Here is a 13,959-nt window from a genome sequence, read left to right on the forward strand (position 1 = left end):
CCAGGTGGCGGGCATCCTGGCGGATCTGGGGGTAAGCAGCTTCCACCTGGAGGATCCCAAGCGGGGCTTCAGCTACCAGAAGGAAGGCCCCCTGGACATGCGCATGGGGGAGGAAGGCCCCACCGCCTACGAGGTGGTGAATACCCTGCCCTTGGAAGACCTCCACCGCATCCTGCGGGACCTGGGGGAGGAGAAGCAGGCCTACCGGATTGCCAAGGCCATCGTGGAAAGAAGGCGAAAAACCCCCATCCGCACCACCTTGGAGCTGGCCGAGACCGTGCGGCAGGCGGTGGGCTTCCGCAAGGCCGGCCACCCCGCCCGTAAGACCTTCCAAGCCCTTCGCATGTACGTGAACGACGAGCTGGGTGCGCTGGAGGAATTCCTCAGGCAAGCCGAGGAGGTCCTGGCCCCTGGGGGACGGCTGGTGGTCATTACCTTCCACTCCCTGGAAGACCGTCTGGTAAAGCGCTTTCTGAAGGAAAGCCACCTGAAAGTGCTCACCAAGAAGCCCATCACTCCGAGCCCCGAAGAGATAGCCGGAAACCCCCGGTCCCGCAGCGCCAAGCTCAGGGCCGCGGAAAAGGAGGTGGCCTGATGCGCCGCCAGGGAAGCCCAGCCACAGCCCTGCGCTTCGGCCTCCTTTACCTCCTGGCCCTCCTTTTGGTCTTCGCCCTGGGCCACCGCAACCAGCTGGAAAAAGCCCACCTGGCCAAGATGGAGGAGGAGTTGGCCAAGTTGGGCATCCAGGAGGAAGCCCTGCTCAAGGAAAGGTGGCAAGCTACCCAGCCCCACCGGGTGCTCTCCTGGGCTAAGAAAGAGGGATTCCTGCCCATGAGCGAGGGGAGGTGGGTGCGGTGACCCTAGGCCTAGGCCGCGTATCCTGGGTCTTTTTAGGCTTGGCCCTTTGGCTCGTGCTCTTCGCCCTAGGGCTCTACAGCCTGGTAACCCATCCCCCCAGGATCCTCACGGTTCCCCCGCCAACCCCGGTGGTTAGGGGTACCCTCTACGCCCAGGACGGTACCCCCCTGGCCCTAAGCCTAAAGGAGGGGCGCTACTACCCCTTGGGGACAAGCGCCAGCCAACTTTTGGGCTTTGGGGAACGGGGCTCGGGCCGGGGCTTGGAGGGGCTGGAGCGGGACTTAAACGCGGCCCTCGAGGCGGGCCGCTCCTTCACCCTCACCCTGGACCCCTGGATCCAGGCCATGGCGGAAAGGGCGCTATGGGAAGGGTTGGCGCGAAGCCGAGGGGCCTATGGCACCCTGCTGGTGATGGACCGGAATGGCGATCTCAAGGCCGTGGCCAACGGGCCGGCCTTTGACCCCCTAGCGCCCAGGAAGGACCCGGCCAAGGACGTTTCCTGGCGAAACCACGCCTTCCTGGTACCCCTGGAGGTGGGCTCCACCATGAAGGCCCTTACCGCTGCCATGCTGCTGGAGGAAGGAGCAGCCAGCCTCACCACCCGAGTGGAGGCCCCCATGCACCGGGTGGTGGACGGATGGACCATCCGGGACGTCGTCCCCCATCCCCCGGTCCTTACCTTGGCCGAGGTGCTTCGTTACTCCTCCAACGTGGGAATCAGCCTGCTGGCCGAGGCCCTACCCAAGCAGGTGTTCTACCGGTACATGGAGAGGCTCCACCTCACCGATCCCTCCCCCCTCCCCGGGGTAAGGGTGGCCGCTCCGGTGGTTAACCCCCCTAACGCCTGGAGCCCCGCCGCCTACGCCAACCACACCTTCGGCCAGGGTTTCCTGGTAACCCCCTTGCACCTGGCAGCCGCCTTTAACGCCTTGGTTGATGGCACCTACCGCTCCCCCCGGCTCTTTACCCACCAGGAAGCCAAGTCCGAACAGGTCTTTTCCCAGGCCACCGCTCGGGCCATCCGCCAGGCCCTACAGGAGGGGCTTGCGCCCCGGGCCCAGCTTGCCGGCTATCCCCTGGCGGGTAAAACCGGCACGGCCCAGGTGGTGGTGAACGGCCGCTATTCCCGGGAGGTCTTTACCGCCTGGTTTGCCGGTTTCGTACCCGGCGACCAGCCCCTGTACACCGTGGTGGTGGCCATCCACTACCCCAAGGGGGAGGTCCACGGCAGCCAGGTGGCGGCCCCCATCTTCCGGGAGGTGGCCGCCGCACTCTTGGCATACCGCGGCGTACCCCCCTATGCTGAAGGGCGGTGAGTAGCTTGTGTATGTACATCATGTTAGGGAAATAACGCCGGAGTGGGTGGCCGGGGCCACAAAGGGAAGGCTTCACCCCGGCGGCAAACCCGTCCACGACCTCCGTTGGGACAGCCGGGAGGTCCAGCCGGGAAGCCTTTTTGTGGCGTTACCCGGAAGGAACACCCATGGCCGGGTGTTTGCGGAAGAAGCCCTGGCTAAAGGCGCCCACCTGGTCCTCTCCGACCAACCCGGGCCGGCCACGGTGGAGGTAAAGGACACCTACCGGGCCCTTTTGGCCCTCGGGGAAAGGTTGCGGGACCTCTTTCCGGGAACGGTGGTGGCCGTGGGGGGAAGCTCCGGTAAAACCACCACCAAGGAGGCCATCGCCCAGGCCCTCGGCCTCCCTGCGCCCCAGGGAAACCAGAACACGGCCCCTCCCCTGGCCCGTTTTTTCCTGGGGCTTGACCCAAAGGCCCCGGGGTGCGTGGTGGAGCTGGGGGTGGACCGGGTGGGAGAAATGGCCGAGCTCATGGGCCTAGCCAAGCCACACCTTGCGGTGCTTACCGCCTTAGGGGAGGAACACCTTCTGGCCTTTGGCAGCCTCGAGGGGGTGGTGCGGGAGGAAGTAGGCCTCCTCTCCGCTCCCCAGGCCGTGGTGAGCCTGCAAGCGGTTGAGGTTTTGGGCCGCTTTGGCCTGGACCAGGGCCTCCCCACTTACGGCTTTGGCGAGGCCACCTTCCGGGGAGAGGACTTGCGCCTCCTCCCCACGGAAAGCCGTTTCCGCTACGGCCCCTGGGAGGTGCGGGTGCCCTATCCCGGCATGGGCCCGGCCTTGGCCGCCTTGGCCGCCTTGGGGGTGGCGGAGGTCCTGGGCCAGGATACCAAGGAAGTGGCCGAGCGCCTCGCTCACCTAGTCCTCCCCCCTGGACGGATGGAGCGGCGGGAGAAGGACGGGGTGGTGTTTTTAAACGACGCCTACAACGCCAACCCCCTGTCGGTGCGGGCGGGGCTGGCCTGGCTTGCCGCCCAGCCTGGGCGCAAGTGGGCGGTGCTGGGGGAGATGCTGGAGCTGGGTGACCAAGCCCTGAAGCTCCACCTGGAAGTGGCCGAGGAAGCCTCGCGGCTGGGCCTTAGCCCCCTTTACGTGGGAAGCTACGCCAAGGCCCAGGCGGCCCTGGGCGGCGAGGCGGTGGAAACCCTCGAGGAGGCCCTTCTGTGGCTGAAGGAGAGGGTACAGCCCGGCGACCTGGTCTATCTGAAGGCCTCAAGAGGTGTGGGCTTGGAAAGGCTTTTGCAACTATGGGACGGTTGACGGCGTTGCTTCCCCTAACCCTGCTTCCCGCCTGTGCCCCCTTGCAGGCCCTACCCCCGGTGCTGCCGTATCCCGGAGGGTTTGCCCAAGGGGGTCTGGTCACGGGCCGGTTCCAGGTGGCCCTGCCAGGACCTCCCCTCTTCCTGGATGCCGACGCCACCAGCCTTTACGCCGCCTACCCTTACCAACTCCTACGCTACCAGGACGGCCGCTTGGAAAGCCTGCCCCTGCCCGGGGTACCCCGCTTTTTAAGGGCCTCGGGGGGGAAAGGGGTGGTGGGTCTGGGGGAAGCGGTGTATGCGGAGGGAGACCTCCTTCCCTATCCCGCAAGGGATGGGGTCTGGACGCAAGAAGGGCTATTCTGGGTGGGACAAGGCGGCCTCTACCGCGAAGGGGAGCTCCTCAGGCAAGGCGCTTTCCAGCAAGTGGTGGTCTGGGAGCGACGGGTGGTGGCCCTGGGAGAGGAAGCCTACTTCTATCCTGATGGGCACAGGCTCTCCCTCCCCCACCCCGCCCGCAAGGCCCAGGCAGGCAGCTGCGGGGTGGTAGCCCTTATAGGAAACCGGGTCTATGTGGTACGGCCCGAGGGGGCCAAGCCGGTGGCGGAAGCCCAAGATGTCGCCACCTGGGAGGAAACCCTCTACCTGGTCCCCAGCATGCGGACGGCCTCCTGCAAGGAGGTGGTATGGCCCTAGCCCTCCTCCTCTCCTGGTTCTTCACGGCGGTTTGGATCGTATTCATGAGAAGCCTGGGCCTAGGCAAGAAGGTGCGTGCGGATGGGCCCCAAAGCCATCTGGCCAAGGAGGGTACCCCCAGCATGGGAGGGGTGGCCTTCCTCCTGGCCGCTTTCCTGGCCTACTGGCTTCTGGGGAGGGATGGATTCCTTGGCCTTTGGCTCTTAGGTTTGGGCTTTGCCCTTCTTGGACTGCTGGACGACCTAGGGGGAAGCCTGGCCCGCCCCCTGCGGGCGCGGGAAAAGCTGGCCCTGCAAACCCTCATGGCCCTGGTCTTCGCCCTTTGGGCGGTGCGGCAGGGGGCCTACACCCCTTGGCCCATCCTGGACGTGCTCCTCATCCTCCTGGCGGTGGTGGGCGCAGCCAATGCCTTCAACTTCACCGACGGCCTGGACGGGCTCTTGGCCAGCGTGGCCGCCATCCTCCTCCTCCCCTTTTACCCCTACCCCTTCGCCCAAACCCTCCTGGGGAGCCTTTTGGGGTTCCTCTGGCACAATGCCCCCAAGGCCAAGGTCTTCATGGGGGACACCGGCAGCCAGGCCCTAGGGGCCATGCTGGCTGGGCTTTTCACCCTGAGCGGGAAGCTTTGGCTCCTGCCCTTGGCGGCCATCGTGCCCGTATTGGAGGTGCTCTCGGTGGTGGTCCAGGTCCTCTACTTTCGCAAGACGGGAAGGCGGCTTCTGCGCATGAGCCCCCTGCACCACCACCTGGAGCTATCCGGCTGGGAGGAGGCCAAGATCGTCTTCCGCTCTGTCATCCTCACCGCCTTGGCCACCGCCTTGGCCTTCATGGGAGGTGGGGCATGATCCTGGTCTACGGCCTTGGGCGAAGCGGGCTTGGGGTGCTGGGTTTCCTGAAAAGACGGGGCCTTCCCGCCCGCTTTTACGACGACCACCCGAAGGTAGAAGAGGTCCAAGAGGCCATGGCCTTGGGCTTCACCCCCGACTGGGACTTGGAAGGGGATTACCGCGAGGTGGTGGCCGCCCCCGGGGTACCCCTTTCCCATCCCCGGCTGAGGGCCTTGGGGGAACGCGGGGCCCGGATCCTGGGGGAGGCCGAGCTGGCCTACCGCCTCTCTTCCACCCCCATCATCGGCATCACCGGCACCGCCGGAAAAACCTCCACCACGCTTTTCACCGCCCACCTCCTAAGAGGGCAAGGGCTGAAGGCCTTGGAGGGGGGCAACGTGGACCCCCCCTTGGTGAGCGTGGTGGACGAAGCCGAGGTGGCGGTGGCCGAGCTTTCCAGTTTCCAGCTGGAGAGGATCCACGCCTTCCGCCCCCGGGTGGCGGTCCTCCTCAACCTGGGGGTGGACCACCTGGACCGGCACGGGAGCCTGGAAGCCTACCACCGGGCCAAGCTCAACCTCCTCAAGAACCTGACCCCAGGGGACGCCTTGGTGTACAACCAGGAAGACCCCCGGGTGCGCCAGGCGGCCGAGGCCTCCCCCGCCCGGCTCTACCCCTTCCTGCCCGCAGGAAGCCCTAGGGAAACCAACCTGAGGGCAGCCCTCACCGCCACCCGGGCCTACCTGGAACTCCTGGGAAAGCCCTTGGACGAGGAGGCCCTGAAGGCTAGCCTAAGGACCCTTCCCTCCCCTCCCCACCGCTTTCAGGCCTTCGCCCGCAAGGGAGAGGTGGTCTTTATCGATGACTCCATCGCCACCCGCACCCCCGCCGTCCAGGCGGCCCTGGAAGCCGCCCCCCCGCCCATTGCCTGGATCCTGGGGGGGGAGGACAAGGGGGCGGACCTAGGCCCCTTGCGCCCCTTGCTTTCCCGGGTACGGGTGGTGCTGGCCGTCGGCCGGGATGGTCCCAAGATGGCGCAAGCCTTGGGGGACGGGGTGGAGGTGGTGGTCATCCTCGAGGCCGATGGCCGCAAGGCTATGGAACGGGCGGTGGCGGAAGCCCTCAAGCGCCTGGACAAAGGGAGCGTTCTCCTAGCCCCCCTAGCCGCCAGCTTTGACCAGTTCAAGGACTACCAGGACCGCGCCCAGGCTTTCCGGGAGGCCGTCTACGCCCTGGGAGGTGAGCCATGGACCCCATCCTCCTCCTGAGCACCCTTCTCCTCCTGGCCTTCGGCCTCCTGGGCGTGGGGGTGGCCGAGCCGGACCTGCTCCCGAACCACCTTCTGCGCATCGCCCTGGCCCTAGTTGCCCTGGCTTTGGGATTCGTCCTGCCTCCTGAGAAGCTCCTTCGCCACGCCCGCCTCCTCCTCCTGGCCACCTTGGGCCTTCTCCTCCTGGTCCTTTTGGTGGGCAACGGGCCGGGCGGGGTGCGGCGGTGGCTGGACCTGGGGCCTTTGAACTTCCAGCCCTCGGAACTGGCCAAGGTGGCCCTGGTCTTCTACCTGGCCTCCTTTGTGGGGCGGAAGGGAAATGACTACCCCATCGTGGGGGCCGCAGCCCTGGTGGGCCTCACCGCGGGCCTGGTGTTGGTGGAACCCGATTTTGCCACCGCCCTTTTCCTGGTCACCTTGGGGGCCCTCCTCTTCATCCTGGCGGGGGTGCCCTGGCGGCGGCTCATCATGGTAAGCCTGGCAGGGGCCTTGGCCCTGGCCCCCTTTTCCGGGGTTTACTTAGCCCGCTTCCGCTACGTCTCCGAACGCTTCACCAGCTTCCTGGATTATCTTCAGGGAGAAGCCAACCCCACCCAGACCGCCTACCAAGTCCTCCAGGCCCAGAAGGCCTTGCTCCTGGCCGGCCCCTTTGGCCAGGGCCCCTCCGGCAACCTCCCCCACCTGCCCGAGGCCCACAACGACATGGTCTTCGCCAGCGTGGTCTTCGCCACCGGCTGGCTGGGAGGGCTCATGGTCCTCTTGCTTTACTTCCTCCTCTTCGCCCGGGGCCTTTCCCTGGCCCTTAGGCTCCCCGGACCCCTGGGGTTGGTGGCCCTGGGCCTTACCCTCTACCTCACCCTGCAGGCTGCCCTCAACATCGGGGTTACCGTAGGCTTTCTGCCGGTCACGGGGGTTCCTCTTCCTCTGGTCTCGTATGGGGGAAGCTCCCTTTTGGTTTCCGGCTTCGCCGTGGGCGTGATGATGCGCCTGGCCCGGGAAGCGCCGCGAAAGGGGGTGGAGCCGTGGTCCTCCTGACCGGGGGTGGAACCGGGGGACACCTTTTCCCCGCCTTGGCGGTGGCGGAGGAGCTGAGGAAACGGGGCCGGGAGGTCTTCTACCTGGGAAGCCAAGGGGGCCTCGAGGCCCGCCTCCTCCCGCAAACCTCCCTTCCTCACGCCCTGATTTCCACAGGCAAGCTGGACCGCAGCGCCCTTCGCCCCCAGGAAGCCTGGAGACTCCTCCAAGGCCTCAAGGCCTCCTGGCGGCTTTTGGGCGAGAAAAAACCCCATGCCATCCTCTCCACGGGGGGGTACGCCGGGTTTCCCGGGGCCATGGTGGGGGAGCTCAAGGGGATTCCCGTCCTCCTTCACGAGCAAAACGCCAAGCTAGGTCTGGCCATCCGCCTCCTCGCGCCCCTGGCCCGGGGGCTGGCCCTATCCGTGCCCGTGCCCCTGGACTTTAGGCTGGCCCGCAAGGCCCGGGTCACGGGCTACCCCGTGCGGGAGGTGCGCTACCCCAAAGGGGAGGCCAGGGCCCGGCTAGGCTTTCCCCAGGACCAACCCCTCCTCCTCGTCCTGGGGGGAAGCCAAGGGAGCCTGGAACTCAACGAAAAGCTCCCGCCCCTCTTGAAGCCCCTGGGCCTTCCCGTGCTCCACCAGGTGGGCGAGCGCTGGGTGGAGCGTTACCGACACCTGGAAGCAGGGGGCTATCGGATCGCGGGTTTCGTGGACGCTCCCCTGGCCATGAGCGCCGCCGACCTCCTCCTCGCCCGGGCCGGGGCGGGCACCCTGGCGGAGGCCGCTTACCACCGGCTACCCGCCTTGCTCTTTCCCCTTTCCCCCAGCCTGGACGGGGGTGCCCAGGTAGCCAACGCCCAAGCCTACCAAAAGGCGGGGGGGGCGGAGCTTGGAGAGCTGGCCCAGCTGGGCAAGCAGGTGGAAAGGATCCTGGCCCACCCCGAACCCTACCGGGAGGGCATGGCCCGGCTTTCCCCTGAGGGGGCGGCGGCCAGGCTGGCGGATTGGTTGGAGGAGTTCCTATGAAGCGGGTACACATCATGGGCCTCGAGGGGGTAGGCATGAGCGCCTTGGCCCGCCTCTTGTTGGGGGAAGGCATAGAGGTAACCGGGTGCGACCTGGCTCCCGGCCGGCGGGCGGAGAGCCTGGGGGTCCCGGTCCATAGGGGCCATGATCCGGCCCACCTCCAGGGGGAGGATACCCTGGTGGTCCCCACCCCCATTCCCCTGGACCACCCGGAGGTGACCGAGGCCCGGCGCAGGGGCATGGGGGTGTTGCGCAGGATGGAACTTCTGGCCCATCTCCTGGGGCAAAAACCCTCCTTGGGCGTCACCGGCACCCACGGCAAGACCACCACCACGGGAATGCTGGCCAGCATCCTCCTGGCTGCGGGGCTGGACCCCTGGGTGCTCCTCGGGGGTGAGCTCTCCCTCCTTCCCGGCAACGCCCGCTTCGGCCTTGGCCCCCGCCTGGCGGAGGTGGACGAGTCCGACCCCCTTTTCCGGGAGGTGCGGGTGGAGATCGCGGTGGCCACCAACCTGGAGGCGGACCACATCGCTCCCCCCGGGCAAAGGGCCCCCAACTACCATGCAAGCCTGGAGGAGTTGGAGAAGGCCATGCGGGGCTATCTGGAGAAGGCCCGCTTGGCCATCCTTCCCAGTTTTGACCCCAGGCTACGCCGGCTTTCCCAAGGGCTTCCCCGAAGGTTTTTCGGGGAAGGGGGGGATCTTTGGGCCGAGGGGCTGGAGCTTGGCCCCCACGGGAGCCGCTTCCTCTTGGTCTACCGGGGAGAGGCCTTGGGGGAAGCTCGCCTGCAGGTTCCCGGCCAGCACAACGTGAAAAACGCCCTGGCCGCGGCCTTGGCCGCCTTGGCCTTCGGGGTGGAACCGGGGGCTATCCTCGAGGGCCTGGCCCGCTTTCCCGGGGTGGAAAGGCGCTTCCAAAAGGTGGGGGAGGTGGGGGGGGCCTGGGTGGTGGACGACTATGCCCACCATCCCACGGAGGTACGGGCCACCTTGGAAGCGGCCAGGCTTTTGGGGCGGCGGGTGCGGGTCCTCTTCCAACCCCACCGCCTCCTGCGTACCCTGGAGCTTTGGCAGGACTTCGCCGAGGCCCTGGCCCTGGCGGAGGAGGTGGTGGTGCTTCCCGTGTACACCGCCGGGGAAAGGGTGGGCCTCTCCCCCGAGGAACTTTCCCAAAGGATTGTCCAGCGCCTCCACCTCTTGGGAACGAAGGCCCGCTTCTTGGAAAAGGAGGAGGCCCTGGCCTACGCCATAGCCAGCGCCACCCCAAAGGACCTTTGGCTTACCCTGGGGGCCGGGGATGTGACCGAGCTAGCCTGGAGGCTTGCGCATGAGGGTGGAACGGGTTCTTCTTAAGGATTACACCACCCTGGGCATCGGGGGACCAGCGGAGCTTTGGACCGTGGAGACCCGTGAGGACCTCCTACGGGCCACGGAAGCCCCTTACCGGATTCTAGGCAATGGCTCCAACCTGCTGGTGATGGACGAAGGGGTCCCGGAAAGGGTCATCCGTCTGGATGGTGAGTTTGCCACCTACGACCTAAAAGGCTGGGTGGGGGCGGGGGTCCTCCTTCCCCTCTTGGTGCAGGAAGCAGCCCGCCAAGGGCTTTCCGGCCTGGAGGGCCTCCTCGGCATCCCCGCCCAGGTGGGAGGGGCGGTCAAGATGAATGCGGGGACCCGGTTCGGGGAGATGGCGGAGGCCCTGGAAGCGGTAGAGATCTTCCACGAAGGCCGCTTCCACATCTATCTCCCTGAGGAGCTGGGCTTCGGCTACCGGCAAAGCCGCCTTCCCCAAGGAGGGATCGTGACCCGGGTGCGCCTGAGGCTCCAGGAACGCCCCTTGGAGGAGATAAGGCGGCGCATGGCCGAGGTGGACGCCGCCAGAAAAGGCCAACCCAAGCGCAAAAGCGCCGGCTGCGCCTTTAAAAACCCGCCGGGCCATTCCGCGGGCCGGCTCATCGACGAGAGGGGGCTCAAGGGCTTAAGGGTGGGCGACGCCATGGTATCCCTAGAACACGGAAACTTTATCGTTAACCTAGGGCAAGCCACCGCCAAGGACGTGCTGGAGCTCCTTAAGCGCATCCAGGAGGAACTGCCCCTGGAGCTGGAGTGGGAGGTATGGCCGTAACCATTATCCGATTTTTCACACCGGGGGGTTAGGATGGTAAGGATGAAGCTTGTGCTGGCCTCCCTTTTCGCCGCCACCCTCTACGTGGCCAGCCTGGTGCTCTTCCCCGTGGACAAGGTGGAGGTGGAAGGCAACCGCCACCTCCAAAGGGAGGAGATCCTGGCCCGCACCCGGCTCTATGCCGGCGAACCCTGGCTTTGGGTGGGGAATGGCCGCCTGGAGGCCCTCCGTCAGGACCCCTGGGTGGCGGAAGCCCGGCTGGAGAAGCCCCGGATAGGGGAGGTCCGCCTGATCCTGAGGGAGCGGGAACCCCTCCTGCCCCTGGCGGACGGCAACGCCCTGGCCACCGACGGGACGGTGCTTCCCGGAGGGGCCCCCGTGGCCAAGGGTCCCCAGGTGGAGGGCCAAGGCCCCCTGCCCGTCCAGGACCTGCTGGCCCTGGCCCGCGCCTACCCCGAGGCCACCCGGCTGCGCTACACCCCCGCCGGGTTTTGGGTGGAAACACCGCAGGGCGTGGCCTTTGCTCCGGAGGCTCGACTTCTAGTAGAGTATGCCCAGGCGGGCCGAGCAAAGGGGAAGGTTTACCTGTATTCTTGGGGGGTGAGTGAAAGCCCATGATTATCGCGGGATTGGACGTCGGCACCAGCAAGGTCACCACCGTGATCGGGGAACTGGCCCCCGACGGCGTTTTGGACATCATCGGCGAGGGCACCGTGCCCTCCCAGGGCTTGAAGCGGGGCGTGGTGGTTAACCTGGAGCGCACCACGGAGGCCATCCGCCAAAGCGTGCACCAGGCGGAGCGGGTGGCGGGGGTCAAGGTGGAGCGGGTCATCCTCGGGGTGGGGGGCCCGCACCTGAAAAGCGTGACCAGCCACGGCCTAGCCGCCATCCGCCGGGGCCAGAGCATCGGCATGGCCGATGTGGAGCGGGCCATAGAGCAGGCCAAGGCCTATCCCTTTGACAGCGAGCTGGAGCTCCTCCATGCCCTTCCCCTGGAGTTTAAGGTGGACGGCCAGGAGGGGATCCGGGATCCCGTGGGCATGGCCGGGGTGCGCCTCGAGGTGGACGTGCACCTGGTGGCCGCAGGCCGGGGGCCCTTGGCCAACCTGCGCCGGGCGGTGGAGGATGCTGGGCTGGAGATCGAGGCCCTGGTGGCCCAACCCCTGGCCAGCGGCCTAGGCGTGCTAGGCCCCGAAGAGGAACACATGACGGTCCTTCTTCTGGACGTGGGCGGGGGCACCACCGAGGTGGCCGTCTTCCGCGAAGGCCGTCTGGCCCACTCCTCGGTGCTGCCCCTGGGGGGGGACCACGTGACCCAGGACATCGCCCAGCTCCTGAAGATCCCCTTTGAGGAGGCGGAAAGGGTGAAGCGCAAGTACGGGGCCGCCTTGCCTGAACTGGCGGATCCCGAACTGGTGCTGGAGATCAATCAGGAAGGTGGGTCCTTGGGCGAGGTACCCGCTCCCGAACTGGCCCGGATCATCCGCCCCCGTTTGCGGGAGATTCTGCACCTGGCCCGCCAGTCGGTGGACGAGGCCCTAGGGCCCTTGGAGATTAAGGTGAATCGGGTCATCCTCACCGGAGGTAGCGCTCTCCTTAAGGGCTTTGACCTCCTGGCACGGCAGCAGTATAGCCTTCCCGTACGGGTGGGCAAGCCCCACGGGGTTTCCGGCCTCACCGACGTGGTGGCCACCCCTGGGCATGCCACCGCCGTGGGCCTGGTCCGCTACGCCACCACCTTGCCCATGCCCGCACCCGAGCCCCGAAGGGCCAGGGAAAGAAGGGAAAAGCGTGAGGATAAGGCCAAGGGCGAGGGTCTTTGGGCACGGATTAAGGAGATTCTGAACAACCTATTCTGATTGCGCTTTGGGAAGAGGAGGCAGAGATGGAAGGAGCCGTTATCAAGGTCATCGGTCTCGGGGGAGCGGGGAACAATGCGGTGAACCGCATGATTGAGGCGGGGCTCATGGGGGTGGAGTTCATCGCCGCCAACACCGACGCCCAGGTGCTGGCCAAAAGCCTGGCGGACGTGCGCATCCAGCTGGGGGAGAAGCTCACCCGGGGCCTTGGGGCTGGAGCCAACCCCGAGATTGGGGAGAAGGCGGCCCTCGAGGCCGAGGACCTTATCGCCGAAGCCCTGGACGGGGCCGACCTGGTCTTCATCACCGCGGGCATGGGGGGCGGGACGGGAACCGGAAGCGCCCCGGTGGTGGCGGATATCGCCAAAAGGCTTGGGGCCCTCACCGTGGCCGTGGTCACCCGGCCCTTTAGCTTTGAGGGCCCCAAGCGCCTAAAAGCCGCCGAAGAGGGGATCAGGCGCCTTAGGGAACGGGTGGATGCCATGGTGGTGGTGCAAAACGACCGCCTCCTCGCCGCCGTGGACAAGAAGGTGACCCTAAGGGATGCCTTCCTCATCGCCGACCGGGTGCTCTACCACGGGGTCAAGGGCATCACCGACGTCATCAACCTCCCGGGTCTCATCAACGTGGACTTCGCCGATGTGAAAACCCTGCTGGAGGGAGCGGGCCAGGTGCTCATGGGCATTGGGGCAGGTCGGGGAGAGAACCGGGTGGAGGAGGCCGCCAAGACCGCCACCCATAGCCCCCTCCTGGAACGCTCCATTGAGGGCGCCAAAAGGCTTCTCCTCAATGTGGTGGGCTCAGAGGATCTCTCCCTTATGGAGGCCGCAGAGGTGGTGGAGCGGGTGCGGGAGGCCACGGGCAATGAGGATGTGGACATCCTCTATGGGGTCACCTACGATGAACGGGCCCAGGATGAGCTGAGGGTGATCCTGATCGCCGCAGGCTTTGGGGAAAGCACCGTGGTACCCAAACCCCTTAGGCCGGTGGACTTCCCCACCCACCCCGACCCCTACAACTTTGACATCCCCGCCTTCATCCGCTACGGGGATGCGGATTACCCTCCCAGAAAGGGCAACTAGGGCCCCTAGGGCATGGTGGTTTTGGGCATAGACCCCGGCATTACCCATCTGGGCCTGGGGGTGGTGGAGGTGGAGCCCAAGGGAAGCCTCAAGGCCCGTCTCCTCCACGGGGAGGTGGTGCGGACCTCCCACGAGGAACCCGCCCAGGAACGGGTGGGCCGCATCCACGCCCGGGTGATGGAGGCCCTCATGCGCTTCCACCCCCAGGCCCTGGCGGTGGAGGAGCAGTACTTCTACCGGCAAAACGAGCTGGCCTACAAGGTGGGCTGGGCCCTGGGGGCGGTGCTGGTGGCGGCCTTTGCGGCCCGGGTTCCCGTCTACGCCTATGGCCCCATGCAGGTGAAGCAGGCCCTGGCCGGACATGGGCATGCGGGGAAGGAGGAGGTGGCCCTGATGGTGCGGGGCATCCTAGGCCTTAAGGAAGCCCCCAAACCCAGCCACCTAGCGGATGCTTTGGCCATCGCCTTAACCCACGCCTTCTACGCCAAGATGCAGGCCGCCAAGCCCCTTTGACCCGGCAAAAGTCCTCTACCCCTTCCCTAAGAGAAAGGGCGCGCAAGCCACTTGTAGCTTGGACAAAGATTGTGCGGCC

15 protein-coding genes are annotated in these 13,959 nt (G+C 66.5%); all 15 read left to right on the plus strand.

Features of this window, described 5'->3' with window-relative positions:
• Positions 1-595, plus strand: a 595-nt coding sequence (gene rsmH / locus Q0693_RS05290; RefSeq protein WP_298629746.1) for a 16S rRNA (cytosine(1402)-N(4))-methyltransferase RsmH, incomplete at its 5' end; no start/stop codon positions are given.
• Complete coding sequence (locus Q0693_RS05295) at positions 595-858, plus strand: hypothetical protein (protein ID WP_243032025.1); 264 nt, start codon at positions 595-597, stop codon at positions 856-858. The genes rsmH and Q0693_RS05295, both read left to right, overlap by 1 nt.
• Positions 855-2,174 carry a penicillin-binding transpeptidase domain-containing protein gene (locus Q0693_RS05300; RefSeq protein ID WP_298629770.1) on the plus strand — a complete coding sequence of 440 codons (1,320 nt, stop codon included), beginning with the start codon at positions 855-857 and terminating at the stop codon, positions 2,172-2,174. The genes Q0693_RS05295 and Q0693_RS05300 overlap by 4 nt, the downstream gene beginning before the upstream one ends.
• A 7-nt stretch (positions 2,175-2,181) precedes the next feature.
• A complete protein-coding gene (murF, locus tag Q0693_RS05305; RefSeq protein ID WP_298629749.1) occupies positions 2,182-3,468 on the plus strand; it encodes a UDP-N-acetylmuramoyl-tripeptide--D-alanyl-D-alanine ligase in 1,287 nt (428 codons plus the stop codon).
• On the plus strand, positions 3,456-4,163 hold the full coding sequence (locus Q0693_RS05310; protein WP_243032017.1) for a hypothetical protein: 708 nt from the start codon (positions 3,456-3,458) through the stop codon (positions 4,161-4,163). The genes murF and Q0693_RS05310 overlap by 13 nt, the downstream gene beginning before the upstream one ends.
• Positions 4,154-5,008 carry a phospho-N-acetylmuramoyl-pentapeptide-transferase gene (locus tag Q0693_RS05315; RefSeq protein WP_298629752.1) on the plus strand — a complete coding sequence of 285 codons (855 nt, stop codon included), beginning with the start codon at positions 4,154-4,156 and terminating at the stop codon, positions 5,006-5,008. Before Q0693_RS05310 ends, Q0693_RS05315 begins: the two co-directional genes overlap by 10 nt.
• Entirely contained in the window at positions 5,005-6,258 is a 1,254-nt protein-coding gene (locus Q0693_RS05320; protein ID WP_298629754.1) for a Mur ligase family protein, read from the plus strand. The genes Q0693_RS05315 and Q0693_RS05320 overlap by 4 nt, the downstream gene beginning before the upstream one ends.
• A complete protein-coding gene (locus Q0693_RS05325; protein ID WP_298629756.1) occupies positions 6,237-7,295 on the plus strand; it encodes an FtsW/RodA/SpoVE family cell cycle protein in 1,059 nt (352 codons plus the stop codon). The genes Q0693_RS05320 and Q0693_RS05325 overlap by 22 nt, the downstream gene beginning before the upstream one ends.
• Complete coding sequence (locus tag Q0693_RS05330; protein WP_298629758.1) at positions 7,283-8,302, plus strand: glycosyltransferase; 1,020 nt, start codon at positions 7,283-7,285, stop codon at positions 8,300-8,302. Before Q0693_RS05325 ends, Q0693_RS05330 begins: the two co-directional genes overlap by 13 nt.
• Positions 8,299-9,654, plus strand: coding sequence for a UDP-N-acetylmuramate--L-alanine ligase (gene murC / locus Q0693_RS05335; protein ID WP_298629760.1), 1,356 nt, complete (start codon positions 8,299-8,301; stop codon positions 9,652-9,654). The genes Q0693_RS05330 and murC overlap by 4 nt, the downstream gene beginning before the upstream one ends.
• The gene (locus Q0693_RS05340) at positions 9,629-10,426 is read left to right on the plus strand and encodes a UDP-N-acetylmuramate dehydrogenase (RefSeq protein WP_298629762.1); all 798 of its coding nucleotides are present in this window, start codon (positions 9,629-9,631) and stop codon (positions 10,424-10,426) included. Before murC ends, Q0693_RS05340 begins: the two co-directional genes overlap by 26 nt.
• Positions 10,427-10,459: 33 nt before the next feature.
• Entirely contained in the window at positions 10,460-11,044 is a 585-nt protein-coding gene (locus Q0693_RS05345; RefSeq protein ID WP_298629764.1) for an FtsQ-type POTRA domain-containing protein, read from the plus strand.
• Positions 11,041-12,285 carry a cell division protein FtsA gene (ftsA, locus tag Q0693_RS05350; protein ID WP_298629766.1) on the plus strand — a complete coding sequence of 415 codons (1,245 nt, stop codon included), beginning with the start codon at positions 11,041-11,043 and terminating at the stop codon, positions 12,283-12,285. Before Q0693_RS05345 ends, ftsA begins: the two co-directional genes overlap by 4 nt.
• Positions 12,286-12,311: 26 nt before the next feature.
• The gene (gene ftsZ / locus Q0693_RS05355) at positions 12,312-13,367 is read left to right on the plus strand and encodes a cell division protein FtsZ (protein ID WP_298629768.1); all 1,056 of its coding nucleotides are present in this window, start codon (positions 12,312-12,314) and stop codon (positions 13,365-13,367) included.
• Between the two features lie 12 nt (positions 13,368-13,379).
• Positions 13,380-13,880 (plus strand): crossover junction endodeoxyribonuclease RuvC, encoded by a 501-nt coding sequence (gene ruvC, locus Q0693_RS05360; protein ID WP_243031945.1) that lies wholly within the window; start codon positions 13,380-13,382, stop codon positions 13,878-13,880.
• Positions 13,881-13,959 lie beyond the last annotated feature (79 nt).

It is taken from the genome of uncultured Thermus sp., from assembly GCF_938010445.1.
GTDB lineage: Bacteria > Deinococcota > Deinococci > Deinococcales > Thermaceae > Thermus > Thermus altitudinis.